The sequence below is a fragment of the Aquimarina sp. AU119 genome (assembly GCF_900312735.1).
GTDB lineage: Bacteria > Bacteroidota > Bacteroidia > Flavobacteriales > Flavobacteriaceae > Aquimarina > Aquimarina algiphila.
Window position 1 is genome coordinate 472,661 of record NZ_OMPF01000022.1, and the last position, 15,476, is coordinate 488,136.

The following is a 15,476-nucleotide window of genomic DNA, read 5'->3' on the forward strand; positions in this document are numbered from 1 at the left end:
AACGTGAAAAAAATTATAGTATCCATATTTGTATTCTTTATATTATATAGCATTAGCGCACAAAAGAGTATGAAAAAGATATCTTTAAAACATGGACAAAGTGGCATTACTGCGTATAATGACCTGAAGATAACCACCAACTTAAGTATATATGATGAAAGTTCTGCGGCTCACTTAATTGGAGATATATCCTTAGGAGTCCAAAACAATGCCGAATCCATTGCCTCTTTTTATATTAATAATGATCCATCAGAAAGATCTTATTATACCAAAGCATATAAAAAATACTTATTAACCTTTTTGATTGAAAATAACAATTATTATTTAAGTATTGAGCCAGCACAATTTGGAAAAACATTTGCATTATTAAATAATGGTAACTTAACTATTGAGGATAGCAAAGGTAATTTAGAAATAGAACTAACAGATTGTGGTCATGAATGGGGATATGATGGACCTCCTGAAGATAAAAATCGTAAATACTTTGATAATGCAAATTATACCCTAAAAGTGATAACAAAAGATACCGTAAAAAGCTTTAGCTTTTATGATGATATGATTAAAGATAAATATACTATTTCTGTAGAAAATTATACTATTGATATTTTATCAGATAAATATGGAGACACCTCCTGTATGCTTGAGATGATAACTAATATAAAAGAGTAATGAAAAGAACCGTAACCATATTAACTATTTTGTTTCTTGGATTAGGGTTGCTATCCGCTCAATCAAGAGAATCTATTTTGAAAGAAATACGATCTGAGTACAAATTAATAAGAAACAATATGGCTTCTTATATAAAAAAAGATATTGACATAGAATTAAATACAACAGAAGGTAGTTATATAACAGCGTATTTGGACCACGAAGATTTAAAGTTAATCGAGGTAACTGAATTTGGTGAAACCGGAAAAAATATAATAGCGTATTATTTTAAGGATAAAAAATTGTTTTTTGCTTTCAATCAACGACATAAATACAATAGACCAATTTATTGGGATGAAAAGGCAGCAAAAGAAATTGAGGATGGTGAAGTCTTTGACTTAAGTAAAACTAAAATAATTGAAGACAGATATTATTTTGATAATGAGAAGATTTTTCTTTGGTTGGATAAAAATAAAAACAAAGTTGACTTGACTATAAAAGCGAACTTATCAATTGAAAAAGTACTTATTACTGAATCAAATAGATTGAAATCAGAGCTAGAAAAGTAACAGTAGTAGTGACAAAGTGTATCAAATCATAACCATTACATAATTTACCAAAACTCATTTGAAATCCAGTTAAAAAACATCTCAGGTATAGTCTGCAAATCATTCTGCTTTTACACTTTCATTTAGCAAAGAAAAAACTAATGAAGTTGTCAATGGTTTTCCATTAGCCTTTTCTCGTATAGTATCGAAAGCATATCTAAAATCACATCCATTTTTATACGCGCTACATCCGTACGCTGTTTTACCTTTTACAACAGTTCCCTCTTGACAAATGGGGCAAGACATGGTATTAGGATTTTGTTCTTGATGAGTGGTCTTAGCAACTTTCTTCTCTTCTAAGAGTAATTGAAATTGATCATCGAAACGAAGCAGTCCTTCTTTATTCCCTTCAGAAGTTTTAAAACCTTTAAGATTAACTGTACATCCTTTTTGGAGTAATCGTAAATACTGTTTTTCTGATATCTTTTTTCCCTCAAAAGAAAACGGAAGTACAAAATTACATCCATTTTTATAGTCACTACATCCAAAAGCAGTTTTCCCTTTCAGAAGTTTCCCATGCTTACATTTTGGACATACTTGTTCATTAAGTTTTACTTGTTGTTTTTTGTTTCCTGAGATGGGTTTCTTAGCCGATGTTGTATGGGAGATATTAGCTCGTACTTTTTCTGTACGAACTTCATATACCAAATGATCCACCATTTGTTTCATGTTTTTAATAAAGTTACCAGCATGAAAGTTCCCTTTTTCAATCTCTTTTAGTTGTTTTTCCCATTGCCCTGTAAGCTCTGCAGAAGTGAGGAGTTTATTCTGTATGGTATCAATAAGTTGTATTCCTGTTACTGTAGGAAGAATTTGTTTTTTATTTCGCTCAATATATTTGCGCTTAAATAGAGTTTCGATAATGTTTGCTCTTGTAGATGGTCTTCCAATACCATTTTCCTTCATTAGTTCACGCATTTCATCATCATCTACTTGTTTTCCGGCAGTCTCCATAGCTCTTAATAAAGTAGCTTCAGTATATTGATTAGGAGGTTTGGTTTCTTTTTCTAAAAAAGAAGGTTCATGTGGACCTTTTTCTCCTTTTACAAAAGAAGGAAGTATTCCCTTTTCTTTTTTTTCTTTAGCATTTGGGGTTTCAAAAACCAACCTCCAACCTTTTTCCAAAATCTCTTTTCCCGTAGTTTTAAAAGTTACGGTATCTGCTTTACCAATCACAGTTGTATTGGCTACAGAACAATCATCATAAAACACAGCTATAAATCGTTTGGTAATAATATCATACACCTGTTGTTGGTTATATTGTAAATTGATCTGAACTCCGGTAGGAATAATAGCATGATGATCTGTAACCTTCTTATCATTAAAAACTTTAGTTGACTTTTTAATCTTTTCATTAAGGATCGGTTCGATCAACTTTTGATAATTCGTTAATTTTCCTAATATGCCAGGTACTTTAGGGTAAATATCATTAGGTAAAAAAGTGGTATCCACTCTAGGATAGGTAATTACCTTTTGCTCATATAACTTTTGTGCAATTTTTAATGTTTCATCTGCAGAAAAACCAAACTTAGTATTACAATAAACTTGCAGTCCAGTAAGATCAAAAAGTTTGGGAGCATATTCTTTGCCTTTTTTCTTAGTGATAGATAAAATCTCAAAATCACTTTCTTTAACGACTTTAGCAAAGGTCTCTCCTTCTTCTTTTTTTAAAAACCTTCCTTCCTCACAATTAAACAAGGTATCTCTATAAACCGTTTGTAACTCCCAATAAGGTTTGGGTTTAAAACTCTGAATCTCTTTAAATCGATTTACCAGCATCGCAAGTGTAGGCGTTTGTACTCTACCAATAGATAATACTTGTTTATATCCACCATGCTTAACGGTATATAATCTTGTGGCATTCATACCTAATAACCAATCTCCAATTGCTCTCGAAAACCCTGCATAATACAGATTATCGTACTGCGTAGAGGGTTGTAGCTTTTCAAAACCTTCTTTAATCGCTTCTGTGGTTAATGATGAAATCCACAAACGTTGTACTTCTCCTTTATAATTTGCCTGGTCTATAACCCATCGTTGTATTAGCTCTCCTTCCTGACCGGCATCACCACAGTTAATTACTACTGTAGCTTTATCAAACAATTTTTTTACAATACTAAATTGTTTTTTGATTCCAGAATTGTCGACCACTTTGGTTCTGAATTTATCGGGCAACATAGGAAGATTATTAAGATCCCAACTTTTCCAATAAGGTTTATAATCATTAGGTTCAAATAATGTACAGAGATGACCAAAAGTATAGGTTACAGCATATCCATTACCTTCATAATATCCATCGCATTTTACATTTGCTCCTAGTACAGAAGCAATTTCACGGGCAACACTTGGTTTTTCGGCAATACATACTTTCATAACTAAAAACAAAAATAGTCAAAATATAGATTGATTTTTAACAAAACAATTTGACAAAACTCTGAATTAACCAATACATTAGATTTACAATTAAAATTTAACCATGAGTGTAACAAAGACCGTAACTATTAATTTCTATACGATCCTAAAAGCCAAAGTATATAATTTTATTAATCGAAGTATTATTAAATATATAATAGCATCTATTTTAATTGCGATTGTAAATCCAAACCTTTTTGGATCAATGCTTAAAACGGCAATAGGAATCACGTTAATCATTATATTTATCTCACTAATAATCATAGTATTAAGCGCAAAAATTCAATCAAATCGTTTAATATTCAATGCTGTTATCGAATTTAACAATGAATCTATAGCAATACATCATGTTGGTAGTAAGCAAAAACCTGAATACAAGAACTGGGATTGGATAACTAGTATTACCGAGAAAAATAATGAAATTTGGTTAAAAACAAATGAAACAAGACTGCGCTATATCAACTTTAATAAAAAGAAATTGACAGTAGAAGAATTAGATTTCTTTAGAAAACAGATGAAAAAATATAACTAGTTAAGTACAAGGTTAAACTTGTTCTTACGACAACAATCAAACTAATGAAAAGAATACAACTTTTTGAATTTGAAGATTTTGATTGGTTCCCGAATACAATAAGAACCAGTATGACTAATCTTATAGTAGTTTTACACAAAATACTAGGAACTAGCGAGGTTATTACCAATCTAATTATAAATATAAAGAACAGACACAATTTTTCACAAATTGTTGATTTAGGCTCTGGATCAGGTGGTGCCATGTTGGAAGTAATAAAAAAAATAAATGACACTAATACATCAGAGTTGGTTCAACTAATTTTAACTGACTTACACCCCAATCCTGATTTTGTAAATCGAATTAACAATAGCCAATTAGCCAACATTATTTATGAACAGACATCTATTGATGCTACTAATTTAACCGAAACACCACCTGGATTAAAGACCATGATGAATAGTTTTCATCATATGCCACCCAATCAAGCAAAAAGCATACTAAAATCTGCTCAAGATAATAACGAACCTATTCTTATATATGAAATGGGAGAAAATTTTGTTCCTACCCTTTTATGGTGGTTATTTTTACCCCTCTCGTTAGCTATACTTTTTATAATGTCACTTTTTATGACACCATTTGTAAAACCATTAACATGGCAACAAATTGTATTCACTTATATCATACCGATAATTCCTCTTTTTTATGCATGGGATGGTCAGGCATCAACAATGAGAACTTATACCTTTAGTGATGTAGAACATCTATTAAAAGACATAAAAAATGACACATACTTATGGGAAATTAAAAAAGCAAAAAAAGATAATGGGAAAAAATTAGGATACTATATTTTAGGACTTCCAAAATAAGCAAAGTAGTTACCCTTATTTTTTATAAGAACTTTTGATCGTTAACGATTTCTAATGTACTGATTTTTGACTGTTACGAAGCATGAATATTCCTAACCAAATAAACCATATGATCTGACTTAAGCCAAAAATTTCAGTAAATATATCTGCTGGATATATAGTTAGAATACCAGCTGAACCAACTATACATCCTAAAAAAACTAAAGGTTTTGAGAAACTTTTCCCTTTTAAAGCTGCAATACTAAGAAGCAATACCCAAACTCCGCCAACTATTTCGTTTCCTCCTCCCAAGCCTTCAGTAACTATTTCAACACTTTTCCAAATCAACATCGCCTGTTCTGGTTCTTTGGCACCAATTCGAATTACAGAGTCTAAGCCAATATTAGCTATCATTCCGCTTGCTATTACTAATCCAACCCAAATTAAACCAAATACAGAAGCTATTTTTGAAAGAACATGAGAAGTATTTTTTAAACGTTCATGAATAGCAAGAACCAATACGGATAGTAAAACCCCAAATAACACATAAACTATTAAATTCAAAATCATTAAGATAGTTTGGTTATCAGATAGAAACTTAAGTTCTTGTATCGTATTCGCATCGCTTGGAGGATATACTAATACTGCTCCATAAATGATAAAGGCGATACCATAAATAATAGCTTCAAGTATTGCTGAAATTCCACCTAATTTTTGTACGTTTTTTAGTGCTGCCATAAAATCGCTGTTTTATTTGAAGACGGATCAAACCCAATTTTGTTACGAGATTTTCCTAATGTGTTATCATTGTACAAAACACTTTCATTTTCCCATGCTAATTTTGTTCCTTTGCATTTATGCCAGACCTACAACAAATTAAAAGTACATTAAAAGAATATTTTGGTTATGACACTTTCAGGCCATTACAGCAAGAGATTATAGATGCTGTATTTAATCATCGGGATAATCTTGTTATTATGCCTACTGGTGGCGGAAAATCAATTTGTTATCAACTTCCTGCATTATTGCTACCTGGTGTAACTCTGGTCATTTCACCTTTAATCGCATTAATGAAAGATCAGGTAGATGGTTTATTGGCCAACGGTATACATGCTGCCTTTATTAATAGTAGTCAAACGGAAAGTGAGCAGCAAGACATATACCAGAAACTCCTGGATAAAGAAATAAAGTTACTCTATGTCGCTCCAGAAAGTTTAAGTTTTTTGGATACAATATTTTCTCAAATAGAACTTAGTTTAATTGCAATAGACGAAGCACATTGTATTTCGGCTTGGGGACATGATTTTAGACCTGCTTATACTCAACTTGGGTATCTCAAAACCAAATTTCCCAAAACCCCTGTGATTGCATTAACGGCAACCGCTGATAAAGCAACACGCCAGGATATTTGTGATCAACTTAACATCCCTAATGCCATACAGCATTTAGCTTCTTTTGATCGAAAAAATTTAAGCCTTGAGGTACGACCGGGGAACAAACGAATAGAACAGATCATTAATTTTCTTAAAGACAAACCTAATGATTGTGGAATTATTTATTGCTTAAGTAGAAAAACTACAGAAGCTATTGCAGAAAAATTACAGCAACAAGGGTATACTGCAGAAGCATATCATGCAGGTATTGATCATCATAAGCGATCTAAAGTACAAGAGGGTTTTATTAATGATACAGTACAAATTGTATGTGCAACTATTGCATTTGGGATGGGTATCGATAAATCAAATGTTCGTTGGGTTATTCATTATAACTTGCCAAAAAACATTGAAGGGTATTATCAAGAAATCGGCCGTGCGGGACGAGATGGACTCCCCTCTTCTACACTACTGTTTCATAGTTATGCTGATGTTGTACAATTGCAAAAGTTTGCCAATATGTCTGGTAATCAAGAGGTACAGCTAGCAAAACTTGATCGTATGAAGCAGTATGCTGATTCGCTGAGTTGCAGACGTAAAATTCTACTGAGTTATTTTGGAGAACTGATCGAAGAAGATTGTGGTAATTGTGATGTTTGTAAAAATCCACCAACTTTTATTGATGGAACAATCATTGCTCAAAAAGCATTATCAACGGTTACCCGAATCAAAGAACAAGAACCTATTGGAACTGTGATTGATATTTTAAGAGGTGCACAGAATGCAGCAGTATATGATAAGGGATATCAAAACCTTAAATCGTATGGTATTGGTAATGAAATATCATGGAGAGATTGGCAACAATATATTATACAATTAATTAATCAAGGGTATTTAGAAATTGCTTTTCATCAAAACAATAAACTAAAACTTACTTCGCGTTCTAAGAAGGTATTATTTGAAGGCAAAAAAGTAAGTATAGCCCATTTACAAGAGTTTGAAAAAATAAAAGAAGTTGCTATAGAACAAATTGCTAAATCATCAACTCCTGATCTATTTGAAAAACTAAGATTACTGCGATTAGAGCTAGCAAAAGAAGCCGGTATTCCCGCCTATCAAATTTTTAGTGATGCCACATTAAAAGAAATGGAGAAATCCCGTCCGATGAGTGATGATGAATTCATGCAAATTAATGGTGTTGGAAGACAAAAAATGCAAAATTACGGTTATCAATTTATAAAAGCGATTATTGATTTTTCTCAAGAAAAAACGACAAAAAAGAAAAAGAAAAGTTCAAAAAAAGGAAATACACATAAGGAAACATTAACGCTTTATAAAGAAGGGTTCTCAATAGAAGAAATAGCCATAAAAAGACAACTAGCCGCTTCTACAGTATTTTCTCATATTATGAAATTACATGAAGATGGTGAGGATATCGATCTAAAACAATTCGTAAGTGCTGCGGATCTATCAGCAGTTAAAAAAGCAAAAGAAGAACTCGACCAACCTGATACATTAAAACCATATTTTGAACATTTTGAACAAGCTCTTGATTATAATACAATCAAGATAGCCTTAACTGTTTTAAAAGATGAGAGTATAGATGTAAAGAATTAAAAGTTATTCTTTTAAAAAAGATGTTACAGTATAGTATGGGCCGTCATCGCAACCATCGGCAAGATGTGTTACACCTGACTCTATAAGTAATAATTGATGCTTTTTACTTAACCAAACATTTTCTATACTTTGACTTACATCACAGCTTTCTTTACTATCATAATCTCCCGTACAGCAAAACCCATGAAGTTTTGACAAAGGTAAATTCACACTTTTACTTGTGAAAGATTGAGTTAGTAATTTGGCTTTTACAAATAATTCATTATTATCCTTTTGTTGAATTTGTTCATGTTTTTTCACTTCAAATAACTTAAAATAGCTCGTTTCTTTTAATAAATCTTGTACCGCTTTAATGATAGTAGCTTTTTTCTCTGAAGAAAACTCTATTTGATCAGTTTCATTGGGATATAAAATAATTTCTTTATTAATTTCTCCAGTAGTAACACTACGTTGTTGTAAAATACTTCCGGTATCCACACAACAAGAATACTCGTTGTAAATAATTAGATAATATGATCCATCTTCTGAGATCGCAGGAAAATTCTGCCATGACAAATCGGTATCGTTATATACAATAGAAGGAGTATCTAACTCCTGAGCTAATAATCGATAACTAATCAAAAGTAAAGCAACAATCAAAAATTTATTTTTCATACTATTAAAAACTATCACAAATATCATTCAATAACAACTGATACAGAACACGGTAAACAGTGAAATCACTTCTATTGTTTCAAAATTTCATCTACTATCGTTTTAGAATCATTAAAAATCGTACCTAAAATTCCGCCAAGCTTATAATTATCAAAACCTACAAAAAACAACCCTTGATGAGCCCCAACTGCAATAGGGTTTTTTGGCACACCTTCAACATCCAAAAGCTCATCTGTATCTTCTATAAAATCTTCTATTTTTGCTCTATACCCAGTAGCTAGAAGTACAACATCAGCCTCAATATCAATTCCATTCTTTAGTTGAACTCCATTTTTATTAAAATGATCTATATCTCCTACTACTTTAATTTTACCTTCTTTAATTCTTTTAACCGTTCCCAGATCAATCACTGGAGTTTTTCCTGTCTTTTTTAAATGATCTATAGGATCTTCTTTAGAAATAGAAATTCCATATTTTGATAAATCTCCAATAATAATATTCCGAACCTGCTTACCAATCCATCTGCCTAATCCAAAAGGTAACTTTTCTAGTTTCTTTGCTGTGGTCTGTACGGGGCGACCATTAATATCTCTTGGAACAATAAGTAATGGACTTCTCACCGATAGTGTTACATCTATATGAGCTTCACTAAGATCTAATGCCAATTCTGCACCAGTATTTCCCATCCCGACAATGATTACTTTCTGGCCCAAAAATGGTTTGCCATTTTTATATACTTTGCTATGAATTATTTTTCCTTTAAAATCATCCTGGCCTTTCCATTTTGGAGTATAAGGAACTCGATTTACTCCAGTAGCAACAATTACATTTTTAGCCATAAACGATATATCAGTATTGGTGTCAACTATCCAATGATCTCCTTTTTTTTGTATTGTTTCTACTTTGGTATTATACTGAGGTTCTATTTTAAAATGCTCTGCATACTTCTCATAATATTCTGCTAACAAGGATTTGGGGATATATCTTGGATATTCTTCAGGAAATTTTAGATACGGTAAATGAGATAATTCTTTTACTGTATGTAGCAGTAATCGATCATAATGATTATGCCAACTCCATGCTATTTTATTGGATTGTTCTATAATTTCAAACGGAATATTATTTTTTCGTAGTCTCCCTGCTACTGCTAACCCAGCTGGTCCTGCACCTATAACTAAATTTTCAAGTTCTTGAATTTTCATAATAGTAAAGGTGAAATAGTAACTTGATATTTCTCATATTCAGAACTATAGTCAAATCCTTTATGCAATTGGGGTATCGATACACTTGATGGATAAAAGGTAATAGGTTCTATGCATACCATATTGCTAACTTCACTCCAAAGCATCATATGCCGAAAACCCTTTGTTTTAAGATTAACTATAAGGCTATCATTATTTTCCAGTACTAACTCTTTACATTCTTCGAGAAGGAAAGCAGATGAGCCGACCTCAAGAACCTCGTCCAAAGAAACAAGTGTATTTCCAGTTCTTAAAATCGGATTTTTGCTATAAATTTTAAATGCAGGATGAAAACCTAACATAAATGGCATCCCATCTTCTGATTTTATTTCGAAATAAATGGTTAGACTTCCATTTGTTAAATCAAAGGTTTTTGTAAACTGAAAATCATATGGCCAATGCATATATTGCTGTGTTGATTTTTCAGGAAATTTAGGATTCTTAACTTCTGTATTTGCCTTGTATGTTTTATAAAAAGAAGCTTTACTCCTTTCTTCTTGCATTGGAAGATATTCCATTCCTCTCAAAATCCCATGTTGATCTAGCTTTGCTTCTCCTTTTGCTGTTTGAACAGAAAAATCATTTGCTGCAGTTGCTCCAATAATAGGAAACATTTCAATTTCTGTACTTCCCCATCCAGGATCTCCTTTCTGATGCATTACCTCTACACCCATTAGTTGATAACTTATCAATTCACCTTTATAAATGGTAACAACAGAATGGTTGTCATCGCTACGTAATTTTATAGTATCAGCCATAAAAAGTTGATTAGATAATTTTGAATATTATGATGCATGCTTTTTAAAATACTTCTTATCACTTTCAGAAATTAAAGGATCATTAAGTGCCTTTTGTAATAGGTTTTTGTGTAATGTATCATCATAATGAAATAGCAAGGTATTTAATTCTGAAATTGAAATCCCTTCACTATTTTCTGTATCCAATACAAATTCATCATTCACCTTAACTTCTCCAGGGACTAACACTCTTACATATACTCCAGAAAGTAAAGAATCAACAAACTGTTTAATAATTGCTTGATTCCCAAACCTAATTCCTAATTTGTAACAAGGTTGTCTCGGTCTTGATATTTGTACAGTGGTCTCTCCCAAGGTATAAATAGAACCTATCTTGATCTTTTTTTCATCAAAACCTGAAACTGTTAGATTCTCTCCAAACATCCCATAATTCCAATCCAAATCAGGATATTTTTCTTTCCAATATGAATAGTTGTCTGTAGCATATATATAACATGCTTTATCTACACCTCCGTGATATCTTCGATCGATCACATGATCATTTTTCACATCTTCTTTATCCAGATATATTGGTAGATTAACAGGATGTTTATAGATTCCTGTTTTAACTTCTTTCCCTCTCCAAGACACTATTTGTGGTTCACCAATATTTGTAGATATTACCTTCATGCTTATATATTATTTTAAAAAGATTATAAAACTACTATTACCTCAATTATCCAACATAGTGTACAGTATGCTTATTTAAACTCTACTGAGTTTAGTATTAAACCTGAACCAGGAACAATATGCTCTAAGACAATTTCTTCTTCATTTGGATCTAACGTTTTTTTAAAAAAATCTAAATCAATTTTCCCCTTTCCTAAATCTAGTAAAGCTCCCATCATTAATCGAATTTGGTTTCTCTTAAACCCTTCTCCTTTCACTTGTAAAAGATAACTCTCTTTTGGAAAAAAATTAGCAACATAGACATCATTTTTTTTTATTTCGCAATGTGTTATTTCTCCTTCTAAAATTGTTTTTTCGGTAGGACGATGACAATAAGATCTAAAATTATGTTTCCCTTCAAATAATACAGCTGCCTTTTGCATTAAATCAATATTAAGGTCTTCTAATACATTATACATAAACGGTGCACAGAAAGGATGAAATTTCTCTCCATAAGAAAATAAATATAGATATTCTTTAATTTTAGGAGATTGAATGATATTAAAATTTTCATCAGTTTCTTCAATACTTAAAGCTCTTATATCTTGTGGTAAATTTTGGTTAAATACCGGATAAAAAATCTCCAAATCTAAAGGTTCTTTATCAACAAACAATTCTACATAAGCTTGGTTTGCAGACACCTTTGCATCTGTCCTTCCCGCAGCCAAAACTTTAAAATCCTTATGATCCAACACATAAGCGACAGTTCGTTCTACCATACGTTGTAAGGTGTTTACTGTAGGTTGTTTTTGCCACCCATGATATCTAAAACCAAGATATTGTAGCTCAATTATATAATAGAAACGTTTACGAAACATCAAATATCTTTTAAAATCTGTCCGAATATAGATAAATTATGTATTTCAACGATATTTATTCATTTTTTAATCCTAAAATTATGTGAACACAACTTTATAATTTCCTATATTTGAGTAAAGCTAATTAATAATTTAAAATCAACTTAGTTATGGTAAAAGCAAAGTATCAAGATGTTCTGGATTTAGGGCAAAAGTTAAATATCCAGGACGGTGATGTATCTGAAGAAAACGGAACTCTTAAAATAAAAGGTACGGCAAATACTCAATATGAAAAAAACCAGCTTTGGGATAAAATAAAAGAAATTGGAGGCGAATCTCCTTCTGATATTGTAGCTGATATCAATGTAGCAGATACTTCTGTATATCATAGACATACTGTAAAAAGTGGAGAATCATTAAGCAAAATTGCTAAACATTATTATGGAGATCCAATGAAATATAAAGCTATTTTTGAGGCAAATACCGGTATTCTGAAGAACCCTGATGTTATTCATCCTGATCAAGAATTAGTTATCCCTAATCTATAAGTTTTATAAACAAAAAAATAGAAGTATATACTATATAATACATACACAACCTTAGTATTAAAATCTAGTATTCAATACTTTACACAATAAAAAAAGCCACTAAATTCGAATTTAGTGGCTTTTTTTGATCTCTTACCTGATTATACAACCTTAAATCTTGTATTTTATCGAAAATATATTAGAAAACCGGTAAAAAATATTTTCTTTTTACGGTTTTACCGTAATTTTGTAATAGACCCAAAATAAATCATTATGAAAAGAATATTATTTATAGTCTTTTTATGCATTACAATTAACAATTACGCTCAATCGATATCCAAGACTAATATCATATATGAACGTAAAGATCAGATTGTGTTGAACAATGGGAAACAATATCAAATTCTGGTAGACAAACCTTTTTATCAAGTTACCGATACTAATATCCAAAAATATAAACAAGTTGTAAATGATCTATTACGACTAAATCGCGTATTAATTCTTCGTAATAATGATGAATACGTTGAACTTGTAGAATGGGTTAAAGAAGATATAAAATTGTATCAATCCAAAGAACTTGTGGATGCTAACTTAAAAGAGAATATAATATCTGATTCTCTTGCCTCTCCAGAAGACTAAGATTTTTTTATTGTAATTTTTGCTAATTGTAAAATTTGATCAAATTGTTCTTCTAATGTAAGGTTAGAATTATCAATCTTGATAGCATCTCCAGCTTTTCGTAATGGTGAATCTTTTCTTGTGCTATCAATGTGGTCTCGATTTACTACATTTTTTAAAACATCTTCATAGGTTACATCCTCTCCCCGATCAGAAAGTTCAATAAACCTTCGTTCTGCCCGATCTTTGGCAGTTGCCGTCATGAATAACTTAAGCTCTGCTTTAGGGAATACAACAGTACCTATATCTCTTCCATCCATTACTATCCCTTTATCCACACCCATTTTTTGTTGTTGTTCAACTAATTTTCTACGTACACTGGATACCGCAGCGATTTTACTCACATGTCGAGAAACTGCAAGAGTTCTAATTTCTTGCTCTATATTCTCTCCATTAAGTAATACTTCAGCCAGGCCAGTTTTTGGGCTAATTTCAAACTTAAGATTGATTTTAGAAAGATCATTTTCTAAAGCTTCTATATCAAAATGAGATTCATCAATAAAACCAGCTCTCATAGCATATAAAGAAACTGCACGATACATCGCTCCTGTATCCACATAAATATATTCTAGTGCCTTAGCCAGTTGTTTAGCAACCGTGCTTTTTCCTGTAGACGAATGGCCATCAATAGCTATAATAATCTTTTTTGCTTCCAACTATATCTAGAATTTATATGAATGAAATTATTATGAGTGCCAAAAATACACGAAACTATCCTGAAAATACAAGCTAAAGAAAAAAAGTTATGATTACATAGTCTTTACAAAATACTAACAGCTTGTATATTAAATCATAGGTCAGAAACCTTGTTAAAATAAGATGCCAACACAATAATTACATTTTATCCAAGTTATTTACCTTTGAACCCCCTTTGTATGATATAAAGTTACTTTAGTTTACCTTAAAATCAACATACTTAACCTAAGTAACACAAATCATGGGCTTTTTTGACTTTTTAAACGAAAAAATTGCAATAGATCTAGGCACTTCTAATACGCTTATTACTTATAAAGGAAAAATAGCGGTCGACAATCCTTCTATCATTACTATAAATCAAATTTCAGGAAAAATTATTGCCGTCGGTAAAGAGGCTGGTATGATGAGAGGTAAGATAAATAAAAATATAAAAACAATTTATCCTTTTAGTAATGGTGTCATTTCTAATTTTGATGCAACAGAAAAAATGTTGAAGACATTTATAAAACGATTATCGTCTCTTAATTCTTCGTTATTTTTTTCTTCATATAATATGATTATTGCTATTCCTTGCGGAAGTACAGAAGTAGAAATGCGAGCAGTACAAGAATCTGCAAAACGATTAAATGCAAAAAATATATTCCTTATACATGAACCTATCGCTGCAGCTATTGGAGGAGGTATAAACGTTTTGGAACCTAAAGGTAACATGATTGTTGATATCGGAGGAGGAACTACAGAAATTGCTGTAATCTCTTTGGGAAGAATAATTAGCGGTCAATCGGTAAAAATCGCCGGAAACACTTTTAATGAGGATATCACTCAATATATACGTGAGTTTCGTAACCTACACATTGGAGAATCTATGGCAGAAAAAATAAAAATAAAAATTGGTTCTGCGATACATAATTTAACTTCTCCTCCAGATAACATCCAAATAGAAGGAAGAGATTTACTTACCGGAAAACCTCAACAAATACAATTATCATATAAAGAGATAGAAAAAAGTCTTGATAAATCTATCACACAAATAGAAAATGCCATCATGGAGACGCTTTCTGAAATTCCTCCAGAAATATCTGCCGATATTTACAATACAGGTATCTATCTAACTGGAGGTGGATCCATGCTTAGAGGACTTGATGAGCGATTATCAAGAACTACAGAACTTCCTGTACATCTTGGGGAACAACCTCTTAAAACTGTAGTAAAAGGAAGCGATATTGTGCTTAAAAATCTCGATAGATATACTGATGTACTTGTACAAAAGAGGAGGTAATACAACACATGGTTCTATAAAATTTAATTTTCATTTTTTCTTCAATCATTATATATAGTGTTAAGAGTTCATAGTTTATCTCTAATCATTTCTCTAAAAAAGAAATCTCCTTTTTTCATAT

At 31.4% G+C, this 15,476-nt stretch carries 16 protein-coding genes; 8 read left to right on the forward strand and 8 right to left on the reverse strand.

Annotation, left to right across the window (positions count from 1 at the left end; translation table 11 throughout):
- Positions 1-69 precede the first annotated feature (69 nt).
- On the forward strand, positions 70-669 hold the full coding sequence (locus tag DK442_RS19970; protein ID WP_109437653.1) for a hypothetical protein: 600 nt from the start codon (positions 70-72) through the stop codon (positions 667-669).
- Positions 669-1,217, forward strand: coding sequence for a hypothetical protein (locus tag DK442_RS19975; RefSeq protein ID WP_109437654.1), 549 nt, complete (start codon positions 669-671; stop codon positions 1,215-1,217). Before DK442_RS19970 ends, DK442_RS19975 begins: the two co-directional genes overlap by 1 nt.
- A 99-nt stretch (positions 1,218-1,316) precedes the next feature.
- Here DK442_RS19975 and DK442_RS19980 read toward each other — a convergent pair whose 3' ends face one another.
- The gene (locus tag DK442_RS19980) at positions 1,317-3,629 is read right to left on the reverse strand and encodes a type IA DNA topoisomerase (RefSeq protein WP_109437655.1); all 2,313 of its coding nucleotides are present in this window, start codon (positions 3,627-3,629) and stop codon (positions 1,317-1,319) included.
- A 103-nt stretch (positions 3,630-3,732) separates the two neighbouring features.
- Here DK442_RS19980 and DK442_RS19985 point away from each other — a divergent pair, with 103 nt between their 5' ends.
- Positions 3,733-4,200, forward strand: a complete 468-nt coding sequence (locus DK442_RS19985; RefSeq protein WP_109437656.1) for a hypothetical protein — start codon at positions 3,733-3,735, stop codon at positions 4,198-4,200.
- A gap of 44 nt (positions 4,201-4,244) precedes the next feature.
- Positions 4,245-5,048, forward strand: coding sequence for a hypothetical protein (locus DK442_RS19990; RefSeq protein WP_109437657.1), 804 nt, complete (start codon positions 4,245-4,247; stop codon positions 5,046-5,048).
- Positions 5,049-5,099: 51 nt separating this feature from the next.
- Here the strand turns inward: DK442_RS19990 and DK442_RS19995 are convergent, their stop codons facing one another.
- Positions 5,100-5,765 (reverse strand): DUF4386 family protein, encoded by a 666-nt coding sequence (locus tag DK442_RS19995; RefSeq protein WP_109437658.1) that lies wholly within the window; start codon positions 5,763-5,765, stop codon positions 5,100-5,102.
- Positions 5,766-5,884: 119 nt separating this feature from the next.
- On the opposite strand from DK442_RS19995, the gene recQ reads away from it, so the two are divergent.
- Positions 5,885-8,017: a DNA helicase RecQ gene (gene recQ, locus DK442_RS20000; protein WP_109437659.1), complete on the forward strand. Its 2,133-nt coding sequence runs from the start codon at positions 5,885-5,887 to the stop codon at positions 8,015-8,017.
- Between the two features lie 3 nt (positions 8,018-8,020).
- On the opposite strand, the gene DK442_RS20005 is transcribed toward recQ, so the two are convergent.
- The 5 genes from DK442_RS20005 to DK442_RS20025 form a co-directional block, all read right to left on the reverse strand.
- The gene (locus DK442_RS20005; protein WP_109437660.1) at positions 8,021-8,671 is read right to left on the reverse strand and encodes a hypothetical protein; all 651 of its coding nucleotides are present in this window, start codon (positions 8,669-8,671) and stop codon (positions 8,021-8,023) included.
- A 71-nt stretch (positions 8,672-8,742) separates the two neighbouring features.
- Complete coding sequence (locus DK442_RS20010; protein WP_109437661.1) at positions 8,743-9,873, reverse strand: NAD(P)/FAD-dependent oxidoreductase; 1,131 nt, start codon at positions 9,871-9,873, stop codon at positions 8,743-8,745.
- Complete coding sequence (locus tag DK442_RS20015; protein WP_109437662.1) at positions 9,870-10,670, reverse strand: aldose epimerase; 801 nt, start codon at positions 10,668-10,670, stop codon at positions 9,870-9,872. The genes DK442_RS20010 and DK442_RS20015 overlap by 4 nt, the downstream gene beginning before the upstream one ends.
- A gap of 27 nt (positions 10,671-10,697) precedes the next feature.
- On the reverse strand, positions 10,698-11,339 hold the full coding sequence (locus tag DK442_RS20020) for an MOSC domain-containing protein (RefSeq protein ID WP_109437663.1): 642 nt from the start codon (positions 11,337-11,339) through the stop codon (positions 10,698-10,700).
- Positions 11,340-11,410: 71 nt separating this feature from the next.
- Positions 11,411-12,196: a tRNA pseudouridine(38-40) synthase TruA gene (locus DK442_RS20025; RefSeq protein WP_109437664.1), complete on the reverse strand. Its 786-nt coding sequence runs from the start codon at positions 12,194-12,196 to the stop codon at positions 11,411-11,413.
- 149 nt (positions 12,197-12,345) lie between these two features.
- Between DK442_RS20025 and DK442_RS20030 the strand changes: the two genes are divergently transcribed.
- Positions 12,346-12,723 carry a LysM peptidoglycan-binding domain-containing protein gene (locus DK442_RS20030; RefSeq protein ID WP_109437665.1) on the forward strand — a complete coding sequence of 126 codons (378 nt, stop codon included), beginning with the start codon at positions 12,346-12,348 and terminating at the stop codon, positions 12,721-12,723.
- A gap of 252 nt (positions 12,724-12,975) precedes the next feature.
- Positions 12,976-13,341, forward strand: a complete 366-nt coding sequence (locus DK442_RS20035; RefSeq protein ID WP_109437666.1) for a hypothetical protein — start codon at positions 12,976-12,978, stop codon at positions 13,339-13,341.
- Here the strand turns inward: DK442_RS20035 and cmk are convergent.
- A complete protein-coding gene (gene cmk, locus DK442_RS20040; RefSeq protein ID WP_109437667.1) occupies positions 13,338-14,036 on the reverse strand; it encodes a (d)CMP kinase in 699 nt (232 codons plus the stop codon). The genes DK442_RS20035 and cmk overlap by 4 nt on opposite strands.
- A gap of 281 nt (positions 14,037-14,317) precedes the next feature.
- On the opposite strand from cmk, the gene DK442_RS20045 reads away from it, so the two are divergent.
- Positions 14,318-15,355: a rod shape-determining protein gene (locus tag DK442_RS20045; RefSeq protein ID WP_109437668.1), complete on the forward strand. Its 1,038-nt coding sequence runs from the start codon at positions 14,318-14,320 to the stop codon at positions 15,353-15,355.
- Positions 15,356-15,476: the final 121 nt, after the last annotated feature.